This is a genomic window from Labrys sp. 22185 (assembly GCF_052045555.1).
GTDB lineage: Bacteria > Pseudomonadota > Alphaproteobacteria > Rhizobiales > Labraceae > Labrys > Labrys neptuniae.
Map to the genome: position 1 here is coordinate 258241 of NZ_JBQEPH010000005.1, position 14264 is coordinate 272504.

Genomic DNA, 14264 nt, shown 5'->3' on the forward strand with positions numbered 1-14264 from the left:
AAGAGCGCAAGCGACCAAGTCCGCCGGTAAGTTGTTACAGCAGTGCGAGGCGAGCGCTTTTGTCCATAGCTGCAACATGCGCTCTTCCTCGATCCTCCCGAACGTTGGTCCGACAACACCAGCACGAGCGTGACGCGGGTGTTATATCGGTACGGAAGCTGACGTTTGGTCAGGCTTGCCAAGCCGCCCTGATCATGGTTCGCGCCGCTTCGGTGCCCGCCAGATGAGCCGATGGCCATATTGTTTTGTCTGACAAACTGGCTTTATATCATCGCGAGGAAACAACCCATAAGGTCCGCCTGCAGAACGCTTCGGGCGGCGAAGACAAGCGATCATGCAAGAGCCGATGAGAACGAGGGGAGCCGTCATCTGCGTCGGCACCACGACGGTGGACCAGGTGCTGGAAATCGATGAAATGCCGCGGCAGGCCATCAAGGTCACGGCCCGGCACCATTTCAAGCGGGGAGGCGGTCCGGCCGCGACGGCCGCGGTCGCCTGCGCCCGCTTGCAGCAGCCGGTCGAATTGTGGAGCCGTTTGGGTGACGATGCCGAAGCGGCTTTCCTATGCGAGCGCCTGCGCCATCACGGCGTCGGGATCGACGGCGTGAAATGCAGCGGGGAGATGGATACCATCTCCGCCGTGGTGATCGTCGATCGGCAGGGCGAACGGCTCATCGTCGGTCACGATCACACCGACCTGCCGGCCTCGCCGGCCCATCTGCCTTTGCAGGACATTGCCAAGGCGGGCGCGGTGCTTGCCGATATCAATTGGCACGAAGCCTCTTGTGCGGTGCTGGATGCGGCTGCTGCCGCGGGCGTCCCGTCGGTGCTCGATGCGGAAGTGACCGATCCGGCGCGGCTGTTGGAGCTGGCACGACGCGCGAGCCTGCCGGTGTTCTCGGAGGATGGATTTGCGCTTGCCAGCGCCGGGGCGCAACCGGATGCAAAAGGCTGCGAAGCGTTGTCTCGGCGCCTTGGCGGCACCTTTGGCGTCACGTTGGGCGCACGGGGCTCGCTATGGTGGGTCGACAGCAGGCTGACCCTGGTGCCGGCTTTGCCGGTGAGTGTGCTCGACACCACCGGTGCGGGTGATGTGTTTCATGGTGCCTTGGCCGCCGGGTTGGCGGAGGGGCGGTCCGTGATCGATGCTGCTCGTTTTGCCAGCGCGGCCGCGAGCCTCAAATGCGGCCTCGGCAATGGCTGGGACGGCATGCCCGAAAGGCGAGCCGTGGTGGAAGCGGCAGCCAGGCTGGATGCGCGCCTGGTCTCTTGAGGCAGGGTGCGGGGGCAACGGCGCTCTCAGTCAAAACGGTGCCGTCAGGCGCGGATACCAGGTTCGGCGCGCCATTGCAGCCTGACAAGCCGCGCCTGGCCGGAGCGTCCGCAAAGCCTCCATAGGCGTCTTGCCTACGCGATATTGGGGGCTTGCCTGGGGCACCGTTTCCGAATGTGAGCCAATTACGCAGGACACCGGTGGCTCGGCCGGATAGGGGAAGAGGGGCGGTTATACGCTACCGCCCCCTGGAACTCGTTTGGTGGGCTCAATAATTGTCCCAGCGGCGTTCGCGATAATAGGGGCGATCCCAGCCGCCATGGCGGGGACGGTAGCCATCGCCCCAGCCCCAGCGGGGACGAGGACCCCAGCCACCGCCATAGCCATACCCGCCGCCATAGCCATAGTAGGGACGGCGGACTGGGACGCAGCGGCCCCAGCGATTGGGCTGCCAGCCAGGGCCACAGCCCCAGCGGACATCCTGGACCAGCGGCGAAGCGCCTGGCGTCGCCGGAGCGACGTTCATGGCCGAGGACGTGCCGACACTGGCCATCAGGCCCGTCAGCGCGAAGGAGGCCGCAATCATGGTCTTGCCGAGAAGGTTCATCGGTTACCTCATTGAGGGGGCTCGAGCTCGTAGGAACTCAAGGAGCAATGAGCACACGATGCCAGTTCCTGCCTGAACGAGGCGCGAACGCCCTGGTCATCTGACGTTCAGAAACATGATGGCGGGGTGACGGATCGTGGAGATTCTTGGCGTGACGCCCCGTCACCAAACGCCCCGGCCGCTATTTCTCGACGCGATCCCAGCCATTGGGGCCGAGCCGTTCCTGCGGCAGGAAGCGCCCCTTATAGGCCATCTTGCGCGATCCCTCGACCCAATAGCCCAGATAGAGATAGGGCAGTCCCATCGCCTGCGTACGGGCGATATGGTCCAGGATCATGAATGTGCCGACGCTGCGTGCCGCCATACCCGGCTCATAGAACGAGTAGACCATCGACAGGCCGTCGGCCAGCACATCGGTGAGCGAAACGCCGACCAGCGGACCCTCGCCTTGCCGGTTCAACGGCAGGCCGGCACCGGATAGCCGGTACTCGACCAATTGCGTGTTCACATGGGTATCCTCGACCATCATCGCATAGTCGAGCACCGTCATGTCGGCCATGCCGCCATCGGCATGGCGCTGGTCGAGATAGGCCCTGAAGGTGGAATATTGTTCCGAGGTCGGCGTGGCACTGCGCATTTGCGAAACGACGTCGCGATTGTCGGCCTGCACGCGGCGGAAAGATTTCGTCCTGATGAAATCGGCAACCGGCACGCGCACCGAAACGCAAGCCTTGCAGTTTTCGCAGGCCGGCCGGTAGGCAATGGTCTGCGAGCGGCGGAAGCCGCCATGGCTGAGCACATCGTTGAGGCGCGCAGCCCGTTCACCGATCAGGTGGGTGAACACTTTGCGTTCCTGCTTGCCCTTCAGATAGGGACAGGGCGATGGCGCGGTCAGATAGAATTGCGGTGAGTCGCGTATTTCAATGCTCAACGCCATTCTCCATGCATGAAGGCGAAAGCTACCACCGGGCGCCGCGTCTCGCCAGAGTCCTGCTGGCGGGCGAGATCAAATTATCGCGCCCGGCGTCGTTTTTGAAGTCGGTCGTCAGACCTGCCGGGGCGTGGCATCGGCAAAGCCGAACAGCCCGCCCGGACGGAAGATCAGCATGAGGACAAGAAAGGTCATCACGGCCACGTCCCGGTGCTCGATCGGAAAATAGGCCTGCCAGACAACCTCGAACAGGCCGAGCACGAGGCCGCCGAGCAGCGCCCCTTCGATTGAACCGATGCCGCCGATGACGGCTGCGACCAGGCCCTTCAAGCCGATCATGGCTCCGCCATAAGCATCGGCTCCGCCGTAATAGACGGTCATGATGAAACCGGCGAAACCGGCCAGTGCGGAGGCGAGGCCGAAGGTCAAGGCCAGCATGCCCCGGCTCGAGATCCCGACAAGGTTGGCCATCAGGGCATCGTCCGATATCGCGCGCCAGCGCCGGCCGAGCTCGCTGCGGTGCATCAGCACGACGAAGGCGATGGCGACGATGGACGCGGCCGCACCGATCGACATCTGCATGACGGTGAAATGGACGACGAAATCGCCCGATCGCACCACCGGCAGATAGGGACTGGTGACCGGCGGTGCCCAGCGATCATTGGGACCCTGGGCGACCCGCATCGCCTCGCGCATGACCGATGCCACGGCCACCGTTGCGATCAGGATGGTCTGGCCGCGCCGGAAGGCGAGGGGGGCGAAGACCAGTTTTTCCACGATATGACCGGCGAGAACCACGAGGCCGACCGCAGCCGCGAACACGACGATGAGGTCCAGGGCCGGAGAGCGGGAGCCGAGCGCCAGCATGATCAGCATGATCGAGACGCTCATCACGCCGCCGAGCGTGGCGAAATCCCCGAAGGCCAGGTTGATGCGCTGGACCAGGCCGAAGACGAGGGCATAGGCCACCGCGATCAGCATGGTCATGGCCGTGGTCGGCACCCCGTTGCCGAGACTCTGCACCAGAAAGGCAATGCTGCCGGGGACCTCGGGTATATCGGCGATGGTTTCACCGGGGCCCGGATCGGCAAGGGCGGCCTCGGGGCGTTCGAGCCAATAGCGCTTGAGGAGGTGGAGCTTCCAGGCAGCAAAGGCTCTGCCGTCCGCGGCCAGGGCACTCAGCTCGATGAACCGGTTATCCGGCGGGCTCGGTCCGAAGGCGCAGAACACGCTGTGATTGCTGCTGCGTCCCTGGTGTAGCGTCCGATAGTCGATGCGGATCTTGAACGGTGGCGAGGCGGGGGTAACGGCAGTGACCGTAAGTCCGTCTGCGTCGAGCGCCACGGCGGGCAATGTCTGCCGGCAGATGCGGATTTCCTGCGGGTCGAGGCTGTCGCGACAGGAAGCCAGGCACAAAGTGACGAGAAGCAAGGCGATGACACGATGGATCAAGGGTGCCGCCTGAATCTTCGCGCCACACCGGTTGACCCGATTTTTATGTCGGCGCTGCCTGCAAGCAGATTACAGGCTTGCCGCGATTCGGACAGCAAACCCGGCCGTCCCGGGTGAGGGGCCACTCAATAGCGAGCTTTTCCTGAGGCGGCGGCGGGGATATCGTCGAATCCCTTTCCTGTTTCGAGACTCGTGATGCGTGACGGCAAGCCCAGTGTGACCATCGTTTATTGTCGGCAATGCCAATGGCTGCTTCGGGCAGCCTGGATGGCCCAGGAACTGCTCTCGACCTTTTCGGAAGATCTGGGCGAGGTTACGCTGGTGCCGGCCACCGGCGGTGCCTTCCGCATCGAATATGAGGGCCAGGAGATCTGGGAGCGCAAGCGCGACGGCGGCTTTCCCGACGTCAAAGCTCTCAAGCAGCTGGTGCGCGACCGGCTCGATCCCGATCGCGATCTCGGCCATATCGATAGATAGGCCGGCCTGCTATCTGCCGCGCAGATATTCGGCGGCGCGCGGTGCGAAATAGGTGAGGATGCCGTCGGCGCCGGCACGCTTGAAGGCGGTGAGGCTCTCGATCATCGCCTTTTCGCCGTCGATCCAGCCGTTCTGGGCGGCGGCCATGATCATCGCATACTCGCCCGAGACCTGATAGGCGAAGGTCGGGCGGCCGAAGCTCTGCTTGAGGCGGGCGACGATGTCGAGATAGGGCAGGCCGGGCTTGACCATGATCATGTCGGCGCCTTCGGCGATGTCGAGCTCGGCCTCGCGCACGGCCTCGTCCGAATTGGCATAGTCCATCTGATAGGTGCGCTTGTCTCCCTTGAGCGCGCCGGAGGAGCCGACCGCCTCGCGGAACGGGCCGTAGAAGGCCGAGGCATATTTGGCCGAATAGGCCATGATCTGCACGTCGAGGAAACCGGCGGCATCGAGTGCGGCGCGGATGGCGCCGACGCGGCCGTCCATCATGTCGGACGGTGCAATGATGTCAGAACCGGATTCGGCTTGAACCAGGGCCTGGCGCACCAGCAAGGCGACGGTCTCGTCATTGAGGATGCGTCCCGCTTCCAGCAGCCCGTCATGGCCATGCGAGGTGTAGGGATCGAGCGCCACGTCGGTCAGCAGGCCGATTTCGGGCACCTTGGCCTTGATGGCGCGGCAGGCCCGGCAGGTCAGGTTCTGCGCGTTCAGGGCCTCGCTCCCGGTGGGGTCGCGCAGCGAAGGATCGGTGTAGGGGAAGATCGCCACCACGGGGATGTCGAGGGCGGCGGCCCGCTGCGCTTCCTCGACGGCGATGTCGATGCTGACTCGGTCGACGCCGGGCATCGCCGCTACGGGGCTCCTCAGATTCTCGCCTTCCTGCACGAAGATCGGCCAGATCAGATCATTGGTGGTGAGCACATTCTCCTTCACCAGCCGGCGGGCCCATTCGCTCTTGCGGTTGCGGCGCGGGCGCTCGACGAGGTCGAGACGGTCCGAGGCGGAGGCGAGGGCGGGCTTGAGCGGGGTGACGGAGGAAGGCATGGCAGTCTCTTCGAAATGAACTTTGGAAAGGTTCTATCACATCCGGTGCAGTGGAGGCATGCCGTCATGTCACACCCCGGCAGCGGCAAATGCAGGGGCTCGATGGTCAAAAACCGGGAAGCACCCGCGAGATGGCGGGCATTCCTCGCCCCCTTCATCGGCCAGGCTTCGATCGCCTCCATGCGGCCGGGTGATTTGCCCTCGGCTCCTTGCACGGTTAGAAGGACCGACAGCAACGAGGCACGACATGAGCGATATCGAGTTTGACCGCGACGGCCCGCCCTATGGCGCCTACCTGTTGTGGTTCATGCGTGCCGTCGCCGTGCTGTGGATGGCCAAGGGTATCATTCATTGGTGCCTGATCCTTGGGATCGGGCAGGCCGATCCGGATCGCTTCCTCGACATGCCGGTCCTCACCCAGAGCGCCGTGATCGTGTTCGCGGTCTTCGACCTGGTGGCGGCCGTCGGCCTGTGGATGGCGGCGACCTGGGGCGGGGTCATCTGGCTGATCGCTTCCGGCAGCTATTTCATCATCTCGCTGTTCCGTCCGGAGATCTTCGGCCGGCAATATGCGATGATGACGACGATCGGTGTTCTGATCCTGCTCTATGTCGGGCTGGCCTTTCTCGCCTCGCGCGAGCGGCGCCATCCGTGAGAGTCGGCGACCTGATTGTTGCAACTTTGTCACGCAGGCGCGATTCGCGCTCACATGGCGGTGATCGTGACGGGCCTTGCCACATTTGTCCCGGTTTTGCCGCTTTCTGGCGATAGGGCATTGCGCAAGTTTCGTATACCGGGATCGCAAATGGCCGGTGACGAGGTCTGATTTTGGTCTCGGTTCGTTTACCTCTCCCGTGTAAAGAGCTCGGCTAATTCACGGCCGCAGGAAATTACCGGTACGGTAGGTGCGTGGCGCAAGCGGGCTTTGCTGCAGGATTAGAACAAGATGTCTGACTATTCTCGTCGTGGTTTTCTCTCCACTTTGGCCCTCGGGGCCGCTGCGACCGCCTTGGCGCGTCCGGCCGCCGCGCAGGATTATGGCCTCGGCCAGATGGAGATGAAGGAACGCTACGATTCCGTGGCCAGCCCCATCGGGCAGGCCAGCAGTTCCTCGCCCACTTTCTCGGCCTACACCTTGCAGGCCACGCAGAATGCGTTGCAGAAATATAGCGAAATCGCGGCCCAGGGCGGTTGGCCCCAGGTGACCGGCAAGGGCCGGCTCCAGCTTGGCTCGCGCAGCCCCGACGTCGTCTCGCTGCGCCAGCGCCTGATCGCCTCGGGCGATCTGGCGCCGTCGCTCGGCGGTTCGCCCGTCTTCGATTCCTATCTCGACGGTGCGGTGAAGCGCTTCCAGTCGCGCCATGGCATCCTGTCCAGCGGCGTCGTCGGCGATACCTCGCGCGCCGCCCTCGCCATTCCGATCGATGTCCGCATCAAGCAGCTGCAGATGAACATCGTGCGGCTGCGCTCGATGGGCAATCTGGGCAACCGCTACATCATGATGAACATTCCGGCGACCGAGCTGGAAGCGGTGAACAACGGCGCGGTCGAGCAGCGCCACTCCACGGTGATCGGCAAGCCGGACCGACCCTCGCCGATCCTGTCGACCGTGGTGCAGAACATCAATTTCAACCCCTATTGGACCGTGCCGCTCTCCATCATCAAGAAGGACCTGATCCCTCTGATGCAGAAGGAGCCGAGCTACCTGGCCGATCACCATATCCGCATCTTCAATCCGCAGGGCCAGGAGCTCACGCCCGAGCAGATCAACTGGAACACCGACGAAGCCACCAAGATGCGCTTCCGGCAGGAGCCGGGCTTCGGCAATTCGCTCGGCCAGGTGCGCATCAACATCGCCAACCAGTATGGCGTCTATATGCACGATACGCCCTACAAGTCGGTGTTCGGCTCGGACTACCGCTTCGATTCCTCGGGCTGTGCCCGTGTGCAGGACGTTCGTGAGCTGGTCGCCTGGATCCTGCAGGGTACCGAATATACTCGCGACCGCATCGATGAAGTGATCCGTTCGGGCGCCCAGACGACGGTGAACCCGACCGCCAAGGTGCCGGTGTTCTGGGCCTATATCACGGCCTGGGCGACGCCCGAGGGCCTCGTCGAATTCCGCGACGACATCTACAACAAGGATGGCTTCGCCTCGCTTTCCGTGGTCACCAAGGAAGAGCAGGGCTGATCGGGGCGCTGCTCCCTCCGTCCTGAAAGAGATTGGCAACGCCGCAGCCTCGTCTGCGGCGTTGCTGCGTTTGGAGCCCGCCTTTCCAGCCTTGGCGCAACTTTGGTCGCTTGCAGACATGACTTTGCGGTGCAACTCCGTTATGTCGTCTGCCTCTTCTCCAACGAGGCCCTGCCACGATGAATGACGCTCGCTCCGCCGCCCTGTCGAACAGCTTCTTCGCCGCCGATCTGCATTCCGCCGATCCGGAGCTGGCGCGTACCATCGATCTCGAATTGGGCCGCCTGCGCGACCATATCGAGCTGATCGCGTCCGAGAACATCGTTTCGAAGGCGGTCCTGGAGGCTCAGGGCTCGATCATGACCAACAAATATGCGGAGGGCTATCCGGGCCGCCGCTATTATGGCGGTTGCGAATTCGTCGACATGGCCGAGAACCTGGCGATCGAGCGCGTCAAGAAGCTGTTCGGCTGCGCCTATGCCAATGTCCAGCCCAATTCCGGCAGCCAGGCCAATCAGGGCGTGTTCCTGGCGTTGATGAAGCCGGGCGACACCTTCATGGGCCTGAACCTCAATGCCGGCGGCCATCTCACCCATGGTTCGGCGGTCAACATGTCCGGCCGCTGGTTCAACGTGGTGCCCTACAATGTGCGTCCCGACGACCAGCGCGTCGACATGGACGAGGTCGAGCGCCTCGCCCATGAGCACAAGCCCAAGCTGATCATTGCCGGCGGCTCGGGCTATGCCCGCCACTGGGACTTCGCCCGCTTCCGTGAGATCGCCGATGCGGTCGGCGCCTATTTCTTCGTCGACATGGCCCATTTCGCCGGCCTGGTCGCCGGCGACGCGCATCCCTCGCCGTTCCCGCATGCGCATGTGGCGACCTCGACCACCCACAAGACCCTGCGCGGCCCGCGCGGCGGCATCATCCTCACCAATGACGAGGAGATTGCCAAGAAGGTGAATTCGGCCGTGTTCCCGGGCCTGCAGGGCGGACCGCTGATGCATGTCATCGCCGCCAAGGCCGTGGCTTTCGGCGAGGCGCTGCGCCCTGAGTTCAAGGCCTATGCAAGCCAAGTCGTCGAGAATGCCGCCGCCCTGGCCGCCAATCTCAAGAGCAACGGCTTCGACATCGTCACCGACGGCACCGACAACCATCTGATGCTGGTCGATCTGCGCCCCAAGAACCTCACCGGCAATTTCGCCGAGAAGGCGCTGGAGCGCGCCCACATCACCTGCAACAAGAACGGCATTCCCTATGATCCGCAGAAGCCGATGGTGACCTCGGGCATCCGCCTTGGGACGCCCGCCGCCACCTCGCGCGGCTTCGGCGTCGAGGAGTTCCAGGAAGTCGGCGATCTCATCACCGAGGCACTGGAAGGCCTGGCCAAGAACGGCGCCGACAACAATGGCGCAGTCGAAGAAGCGGTGCGCGTCAAGGTCAACAAGCTGACCGGCCGCTTCCCGATCTACTGATCGCTGCCGGGAGAGCGGATATCTCAGCCACATGTCTGCATGTTGCGACGTCCGCTTCTTGGAAACGCATCGCGTGCAGTATAGGAAGTGCGGACATCGCGACATGCGAGCATGTCGGATGTCCGCACTCCCAGGAATAATCCATGAAATGCCCCTATTGCGGTGCGCCCGACACGCAGGTGAAGGACAGCCGCCCCACCGATGACGGAACCTCGATCCGCCGCCGCCGCGTCTGTACGGACTGCGGGGGACGGTTCACGACCTTCGAACGCGTGCAATTGCGTGAACTGACGGTCGTCAAGCGTTCGGGCCGCAAGGTTGCGTTTGACCGCGACAAGCTCTCGCGCTCCATCACCACGGCACTGCGCAAGCGCCCGGTCGATGAGGAGCGCATTGAGCGGCTGGTCAACGGCCTGGTTCGGCAGATCGAGAGCCTGGGGGAAAGCGAGATCACCTCCGAGCAGATCGGCCGCATCGTCATGAAGGGGCTCAAGGCCCTCGACGATGTTGCCTATGTGCGCTTCGCCTCGGTCTATCGCAATTTCAGCGAGGCCAAGGACTTTACGGCTGTTCTCGATGAATTGAGCATCGAGGACGAGACGCGGGTGGACGAGGAGTGAGCTCTGCCGGTCCATGTGGGCGCGGCATTCCCGTGTCGCGCTTGCATGACGCATGCGGCAAGCTTATCTGCTGCTTCGAGCCCCCTTGCCGGTTTGATGCTTTCCCGTGACTTTCGCCATGCCTGTCTCCGCCATCGATGCTCAGCGGCGTGACGAACGCTTCATGCGGGCGGCTCTGGCGCTGGGCCGGCGGGGATTTGGCAATACCTGGCCAAACCCGGCCGTCGGCTGCGTGATCGTCCGCCGGGTCGGCGACGCCGATATCATCGTCGGCCGGGGCTGGACGCAGCCGGGTGGGCGGCCCCATGCGGAGACGCAGGCGCTGGCCGAGGCTGGAGCACTGGCCAAGGGGGCCACCGCCTATGTCACCCTCGAACCCTGCTCGCATTACGGGCGCACCGGCCCCTGCGCCGATGCCTTGGCGCGCGGCGGCATTGCCCGTGTGGTTGGAGCGCTGCGCGATCCGGACCCGCGCGTGGGCGGGCGCGGCTTCGACATGCTGCGGCGCTATGGCCTCGAGGTTCGCGAGGGTGTGCTGGCGGACGAGGCCTTCCAGGCCCATGTCGGGCACATCACGCGCGTGACCTTCGGCCGGCCCGGGGTCACCGTGAAGATCGCGGTCTCGGCGGACGGCAAGCTCGCCGGTCCCGGCGGGCGCCCGGTTCGTATCACCGGCGAGGAGGCGAGCGCCCATGTGCATCTGATGCGGGCCCAGAGCGATGCCATCGCCGTCGGCATCGGCACGGTGCTCAAGGACGACCCGATGCTCACCGTGCGGTTGCCCGGCATGGCTGCCCAGTCGCCGGTGAGGATCATCTTCGATTCAAGGCTGCGGCTCCCGCTCTCCTCGCGGCTGGTCGAGACGGCACGCGAGGTGCCGGTATGGGTCATGGCTCGCGCCGACGCCCCCGTCGAACCGGAACGGGACCTGGTCGAGGCGGGGGTGGAGGTGATGCGGATCGGCTGCTCGGCCCTTTCGCCCAGCGGGGGAGCATCCCTCGATCTCGGCGAGGCCTTGCGCCTGCTCGGCACACGGGGCGTCACCCGCCTGCTGGTCGAAGCCGGCCCCCAGCTGGCTGCCGGCCTGGTCGAGGCCGATCTCGTCGAGGAGTTCGTGCAGTTCACCTCGCCCGAACCGATCGGGGAGGGGGTGACGGCCCTGACATCGCAGCTTCAGGCGAAAATTGACGAGCAATTGCCCAATCTGGCCGCTCGTATGGTCGGCCGTGATACCATGACCATTCAACGCAGGAACTGAGCCATGTTCACCGGCATCATCACCGACATTGGCGAGATCGTCGCGCTGGAGGACCACGGCTCCGCCAAGCGCATCACCATCGCCTGCTCCTATCCCGCCGACACCATGACGGTGGGCGCCTCCATGGCGGTGGCCGGTATCTGCTTTACCATGACCAGTCTGGCCCTGCGGCCGGGGGGCGACACGCTCTTCACCGTCGATGCCTCTTCCGAGACGATCGGGCGCACGACGCTCGGCGCCTGGCGCGTGGGGCATAAGCTCAATCTCGAGCGGGCGCTCCGGATCGGGGATGAACTCGGCGGACATATCGTCTCCGGACATGTCGATGGGGTGGCGACGGTACTGGATCGCAAGGACCAGGACGGCACCTCGCAGTTCACCTTCCGCGTGCCTGTCGCCCTGTCGCGCTTCATCGCCCAGAAGGGATCCCTGGCGCTCGACGGCACTTCGCTGACCGTCAACAAAGTGGAGGGGCAGGATTTCGGCGTGATGATGATCCCTCATACCCTCTGCGTCACCACCTGGGGCCAGACGCCCGTGGGAGCCGAGATCAACATCGAGATCGATACCATGGCACGCTATGCCGCACGTCTGGCGGATGTCGGCGCCGAGCGTTGGAGCGACCGTCCCTGATGCCGAGCGGCGTCTGCTCTGCCATGCTTCATGGTCGCATCGCTCCTGCTCAAAACCGGCTTCCCCTTTTCGGCCCAATGCTCTAGAGCAAAGCGCGTTCGTGACTGAACGCTTTTTTGCTCTAGCTCCTCGTTCCGACGCGTCTTTGCGATTCGAGACGCTTCCGTCTCATCGCAAAACGCTCTAGGAACGCCGTCAATCCAACAGCATTCAGGCGGCGCGTTTAGAGCCTGCCTTTCCTCTGAGACGAGAATTCCCATGGCCGGTCCCAGGCGTGTTTCCAGTTCCTCCGCCCCTTCCTTCGAAAATACCGAGTCCGGCTTCGGCGGTCCGCTGCCGCCGCATATCCTGATCGTCGAAGCCCGGTATTACGAAGAGATCGCCGACGGGCTGCTCACCGGCGCGACCGGCGCCATCAAGGCGGCTGGCGGCAGCTTCGACGTGCTCACCGTGCCGGGTGCCCTCGAAATCCCCTCGGCCATCGTGATGGCTCTCGACGCCGCGGTACAGCGCGGCCGTGCCTATGATGCGGCAATCGCCCTGGGCTGTGTGATCCGCGGCGAGACCACCCATTACGACATCGTCGCCGGCGAGAGTTCGCGCGCCCTGATGGACATCTCGGTGCAGCGCGCTTTGCCGCTCGGCAACGGCATCCTCACCGTCGAGAATGACGAGCAGGCCCGGGTTCGCGCCAGCATTTCGGAAATGAACAAGGGTGGCGGCGCCGCCGATGCCGCCCTGCACATGGTTGCCCTGAAACGCCGCCTGCATGGGGTCGAGGCATGAGCCGCGCCCAGAAACGTTCTGCTGCGCGCCTTGCCAGCGTGCAGGCGCTCTACCAGATGGACATCCGCGGCACCAATGTCGTCGAGGTGCTGGCCGAATTCGAGAACCACTGGATCGGCCAGGAGATCGACGGCGTGGAATATTCGCCGGCCGAAGAGAGCTTCTTCCGCGACATCGTCGGCGGGGTCGTGCGCGAGCAGCGCAGCATCGATCCCAAGGTCGACCAGGCGCTGGCCGATGGCTGGCCGCTCAAGCGGGTGGATGCCATCCTGCGCGCCATCCTGCGTGCCGGCGTCTATGAATTGCTGCATCGCAAGGACATCCCGCCGAAGGTGACGATCTCCGAATATGTCAGCGTCGCGCATGCCTTCCTCGATCGCGAGGAGGCCGGCATGGTCAACGCCGTGCTCGACAAGATCGCCAAGGCCGAACGCAACGACCATCTCCAGGCTTCCTGAGCATCAGTCCTCGCATGGCGCGGCTCACCGAAGACCAGTTGATCAGCCGCTTCTTCGCCCCGCTCGCGACCCATCCCGGCGCGCGCGGGCTGACGGACGACGCTGCGACGCTGAGTGTGCCGCCTGGCGAGCATCTGGTGGTCACCACCGATGCGCTTGTCGCCGACATTCATTTCCTCGCCGACGACGATCCCGATCTCATCGCGCGCAAGGCCTTGCGCGTGAACCTGTCCGACCTTGCCGCCAAGGGCGCGCGGCCGCATGCCTATACGCTCTGCCTTGCCCTGCCGCCGGGTTGGCGTGAGGACTGGCTGCAGCGCTTCGCCGAGGGCCTGGCGGTCGACGGCAAGGAATTCGCCTTTGCTCTGCTGGGCGGCGATACGGTCAAGACCACGGGGCCGTTGACGATCGCCGTCAACGCCTTCGGCCTGGTGCCCTCCGATCGCATTCCGCGCCGCGACGGCGCGCAGCCTCGCGACATCCTCTATGTCAGCGGATCCATCGGCGACGGAGCTCTGGGTCTGCTGGCACGTCGCGGCGCGGCTGCCTTGGCCGGGCTTGCAGAGGTGGAGCGCGATCACCTGGCCAGGCGCTACCTCCTGCCACAGCCGCGCACAGCGCTGGCGCCGGCGGTGCTCGCCCACGCCTCGGCCTCGATGGATATTTCCGATGGCCTCGTCGGCGATCTCGCCAAGCTGCTGAGGGCTTCCGGTGCGTCGGCCGATGTCGAACGCGATGCCGTGCCGCTTTCGCCAGCCGCGCAGGCAGCCTGCAAGCTTGACGCGACGTTGCTGGAAACGGCCCTAACGGGAGGGGACGACTACGAGATCCTCTGCGCCGTGCCTTCCGGGCAACGCGCCGCTTTCGAAGCGGCAGCGCGGAACTCCGGGGTACCAGTCAGCCCGATCGGCGTGGTGACATCGGGTCATCATGTTCCGAGATGGTTCGACAGTGAGGGCAACGACGTCCAGTTCGCCCGAGGCAGTTTCAGTCATTTTTGAGGGGCTGTCCCCCTCCCGATTCGGGAGAGGGAGCCGCAGGCGTTGTGTTCCGCCT

15 protein-coding genes are annotated in these 14264 nt (G+C 64.4%); 11 read left to right on the forward strand and 4 right to left on the reverse strand.

From position 1 onward, the window contains the following. The first annotated feature begins 346 nt into the window (after window positions 1-346). Window positions 347-1273, forward strand: a complete 927-nt coding sequence (locus tag ACTJKX_RS13025) for a PfkB family carbohydrate kinase (RefSeq protein WP_440725507.1) — start codon at window positions 347-349, stop codon at window positions 1271-1273. A 268-nt stretch (window positions 1274-1541) separates the two neighbouring features. Here ACTJKX_RS13025 and ACTJKX_RS13030 read toward each other — a convergent pair whose 3' ends face one another. The 3 genes from ACTJKX_RS13030 to ACTJKX_RS13040 all read right to left on the reverse strand — a co-directional run bounded on the left by ACTJKX_RS13030 (window position 1542) and on the right by ACTJKX_RS13040 (window position 4263). Beyond that, complete coding sequence (locus tag ACTJKX_RS13030) at window positions 1542-1880, reverse strand: hypothetical protein (RefSeq protein WP_311935501.1); 339 nt, start codon at window positions 1878-1880, stop codon at window positions 1542-1544. A 181-nt stretch (window positions 1881-2061) separates the two neighbouring features. Beyond that, entirely contained in the window at window positions 2062-2811 is a 750-nt protein-coding gene (locus ACTJKX_RS13035) for an arginyltransferase (protein ID WP_367623185.1), read from the reverse strand. A 114-nt stretch (window positions 2812-2925) separates the two neighbouring features. Further along, entirely contained in the window at window positions 2926-4263 is a 1338-nt protein-coding gene (locus ACTJKX_RS13040; RefSeq protein ID WP_440725508.1) for a branched-chain amino acid ABC transporter permease, read from the reverse strand. Window positions 4264-4458: 195 nt separating this feature from the next. On the opposite strand from ACTJKX_RS13040, the gene ACTJKX_RS13045 reads away from it, so the two are divergent. Further along, window positions 4459-4740, forward strand: coding sequence for a SelT/SelW/SelH family protein (locus ACTJKX_RS13045; protein ID WP_068298899.1), 282 nt, complete (start codon window positions 4459-4461; stop codon window positions 4738-4740). Window positions 4741-4749: 9 nt separating this feature from the next. Here ACTJKX_RS13045 and hemB read toward each other — a convergent pair whose 3' ends face one another. Further along, window positions 4750-5787, reverse strand: coding sequence for a porphobilinogen synthase (hemB, locus tag ACTJKX_RS13050; protein ID WP_311935494.1), 1038 nt, complete (start codon window positions 5785-5787; stop codon window positions 4750-4752). A 247-nt stretch (window positions 5788-6034) separates the two neighbouring features. On the opposite strand from hemB, the gene ACTJKX_RS13055 reads away from it, so the two are divergent. The 9 genes from ACTJKX_RS13055 (at window position 6035) to thiL (ending at window position 14209) form a co-directional block, all read left to right on the forward strand. After that, window positions 6035-6442 (forward strand): DUF6163 family protein, encoded by a 408-nt coding sequence (locus ACTJKX_RS13055; protein ID WP_394308117.1) that lies wholly within the window; start codon window positions 6035-6037, stop codon window positions 6440-6442. Window positions 6443-6733: 291 nt separating this feature from the next. Next, window positions 6734-7978 carry a L,D-transpeptidase family protein gene (locus ACTJKX_RS13060; RefSeq protein ID WP_068298907.1) on the forward strand — a complete coding sequence of 415 codons (1245 nt, stop codon included), beginning with the start codon at window positions 6734-6736 and terminating at the stop codon, window positions 7976-7978. 179 nt (window positions 7979-8157) lie between these two features. Beyond that, complete coding sequence (gene glyA, locus ACTJKX_RS13065; protein ID WP_311935489.1) at window positions 8158-9453, forward strand: serine hydroxymethyltransferase; 1296 nt, start codon at window positions 8158-8160, stop codon at window positions 9451-9453. A gap of 143 nt (window positions 9454-9596) precedes the next feature. Next, window positions 9597-10073, forward strand: a complete 477-nt coding sequence (gene nrdR, locus ACTJKX_RS13070) for a transcriptional regulator NrdR (RefSeq protein WP_311935487.1) — start codon at window positions 9597-9599, stop codon at window positions 10071-10073. Window positions 10074-10191: 118 nt separating this feature from the next. Beyond that, window positions 10192-11331, forward strand: coding sequence for a bifunctional diaminohydroxyphosphoribosylaminopyrimidine deaminase/5-amino-6-(5-phosphoribosylamino)uracil reductase RibD (gene ribD / locus ACTJKX_RS13075; protein ID WP_440725509.1), 1140 nt, complete (start codon window positions 10192-10194; stop codon window positions 11329-11331). 3 nt (window positions 11332-11334) lie between these two features. Then, entirely contained in the window at window positions 11335-11964 is a 630-nt protein-coding gene (locus tag ACTJKX_RS13080) for a riboflavin synthase (RefSeq protein WP_440725510.1), read from the forward strand. Window positions 11965-12222: 258 nt separating this feature from the next. Then, the gene (locus ACTJKX_RS13085) at window positions 12223-12750 is read left to right on the forward strand and encodes a 6,7-dimethyl-8-ribityllumazine synthase (protein WP_082980224.1); all 528 of its coding nucleotides are present in this window, start codon (window positions 12223-12225) and stop codon (window positions 12748-12750) included. After that, window positions 12747-13208 carry a transcription antitermination factor NusB gene (gene nusB, locus ACTJKX_RS13090; protein ID WP_367623179.1) on the forward strand — a complete coding sequence of 154 codons (462 nt, stop codon included), beginning with the start codon at window positions 12747-12749 and terminating at the stop codon, window positions 13206-13208. Before ACTJKX_RS13085 ends, nusB begins: the two co-directional genes overlap by 4 nt. Before the next feature lie 14 nt (window positions 13209-13222). After that, window positions 13223-14209: a thiamine-phosphate kinase gene (gene thiL, locus ACTJKX_RS13095; RefSeq protein ID WP_394308123.1), complete on the forward strand. Its 987-nt coding sequence runs from the start codon at window positions 13223-13225 to the stop codon at window positions 14207-14209. Window positions 14210-14264 lie beyond the last annotated feature (55 nt).

Coding starts and splice junctions, on each gene's coding strand:
- ACTJKX_RS13025 (WP_440725507.1), top strand. CDS start 347: ATGAGAACGAGGGGAGCCGTCATCTGCGTCGGCACCACGACGGTGGAC.
- ACTJKX_RS13080 (WP_440725510.1), top strand. CDS start 11,335: ATGTTCACCGGCATCATCACCGACATTGGCGAGATCGTCGCGCTGGAG.
- ribD (WP_440725509.1), top strand. CDS start 10,192: ATGCCTGTCTCCGCCATCGATGCTCAGCGGCGTGACGAACGCTTCATG.
- ACTJKX_RS13060 (WP_068298907.1), top strand. CDS start 6,734: ATGTCTGACTATTCTCGTCGTGGTTTTCTCTCCACTTTGGCCCTCGGG.
- ACTJKX_RS13055 (WP_394308117.1), top strand. CDS start 6,035: ATGAGCGATATCGAGTTTGACCGCGACGGCCCGCCCTATGGCGCCTAC.
- glyA (WP_311935489.1), top strand. CDS start 8,158: ATGAATGACGCTCGCTCCGCCGCCCTGTCGAACAGCTTCTTCGCCGCC.
- ACTJKX_RS13030 (WP_311935501.1), bottom strand. CDS start 1,880: ATGAACCTTCTCGGCAAGACCATGATTGCGGCCTCCTTCGCGCTGACG.
- ACTJKX_RS13085 (WP_082980224.1), top strand. CDS start 12,223: ATGGCCGGTCCCAGGCGTGTTTCCAGTTCCTCCGCCCCTTCCTTCGAA.
- hemB (WP_311935494.1), bottom strand. CDS start 5,787: ATGCCTTCCTCCGTCACCCCGCTCAAGCCCGCCCTCGCCTCCGCCTCG.
- nusB (WP_367623179.1), top strand. CDS start 12,747: ATGAGCCGCGCCCAGAAACGTTCTGCTGCGCGCCTTGCCAGCGTGCAG.
- nrdR (WP_311935487.1), top strand. CDS start 9,597: ATGAAATGCCCCTATTGCGGTGCGCCCGACACGCAGGTGAAGGACAGC.
- thiL (WP_394308123.1), top strand. CDS start 13,223: ATGGCGCGGCTCACCGAAGACCAGTTGATCAGCCGCTTCTTCGCCCCG.
- ACTJKX_RS13045 (WP_068298899.1), top strand. CDS start 4,459: ATGCGTGACGGCAAGCCCAGTGTGACCATCGTTTATTGTCGGCAATGC.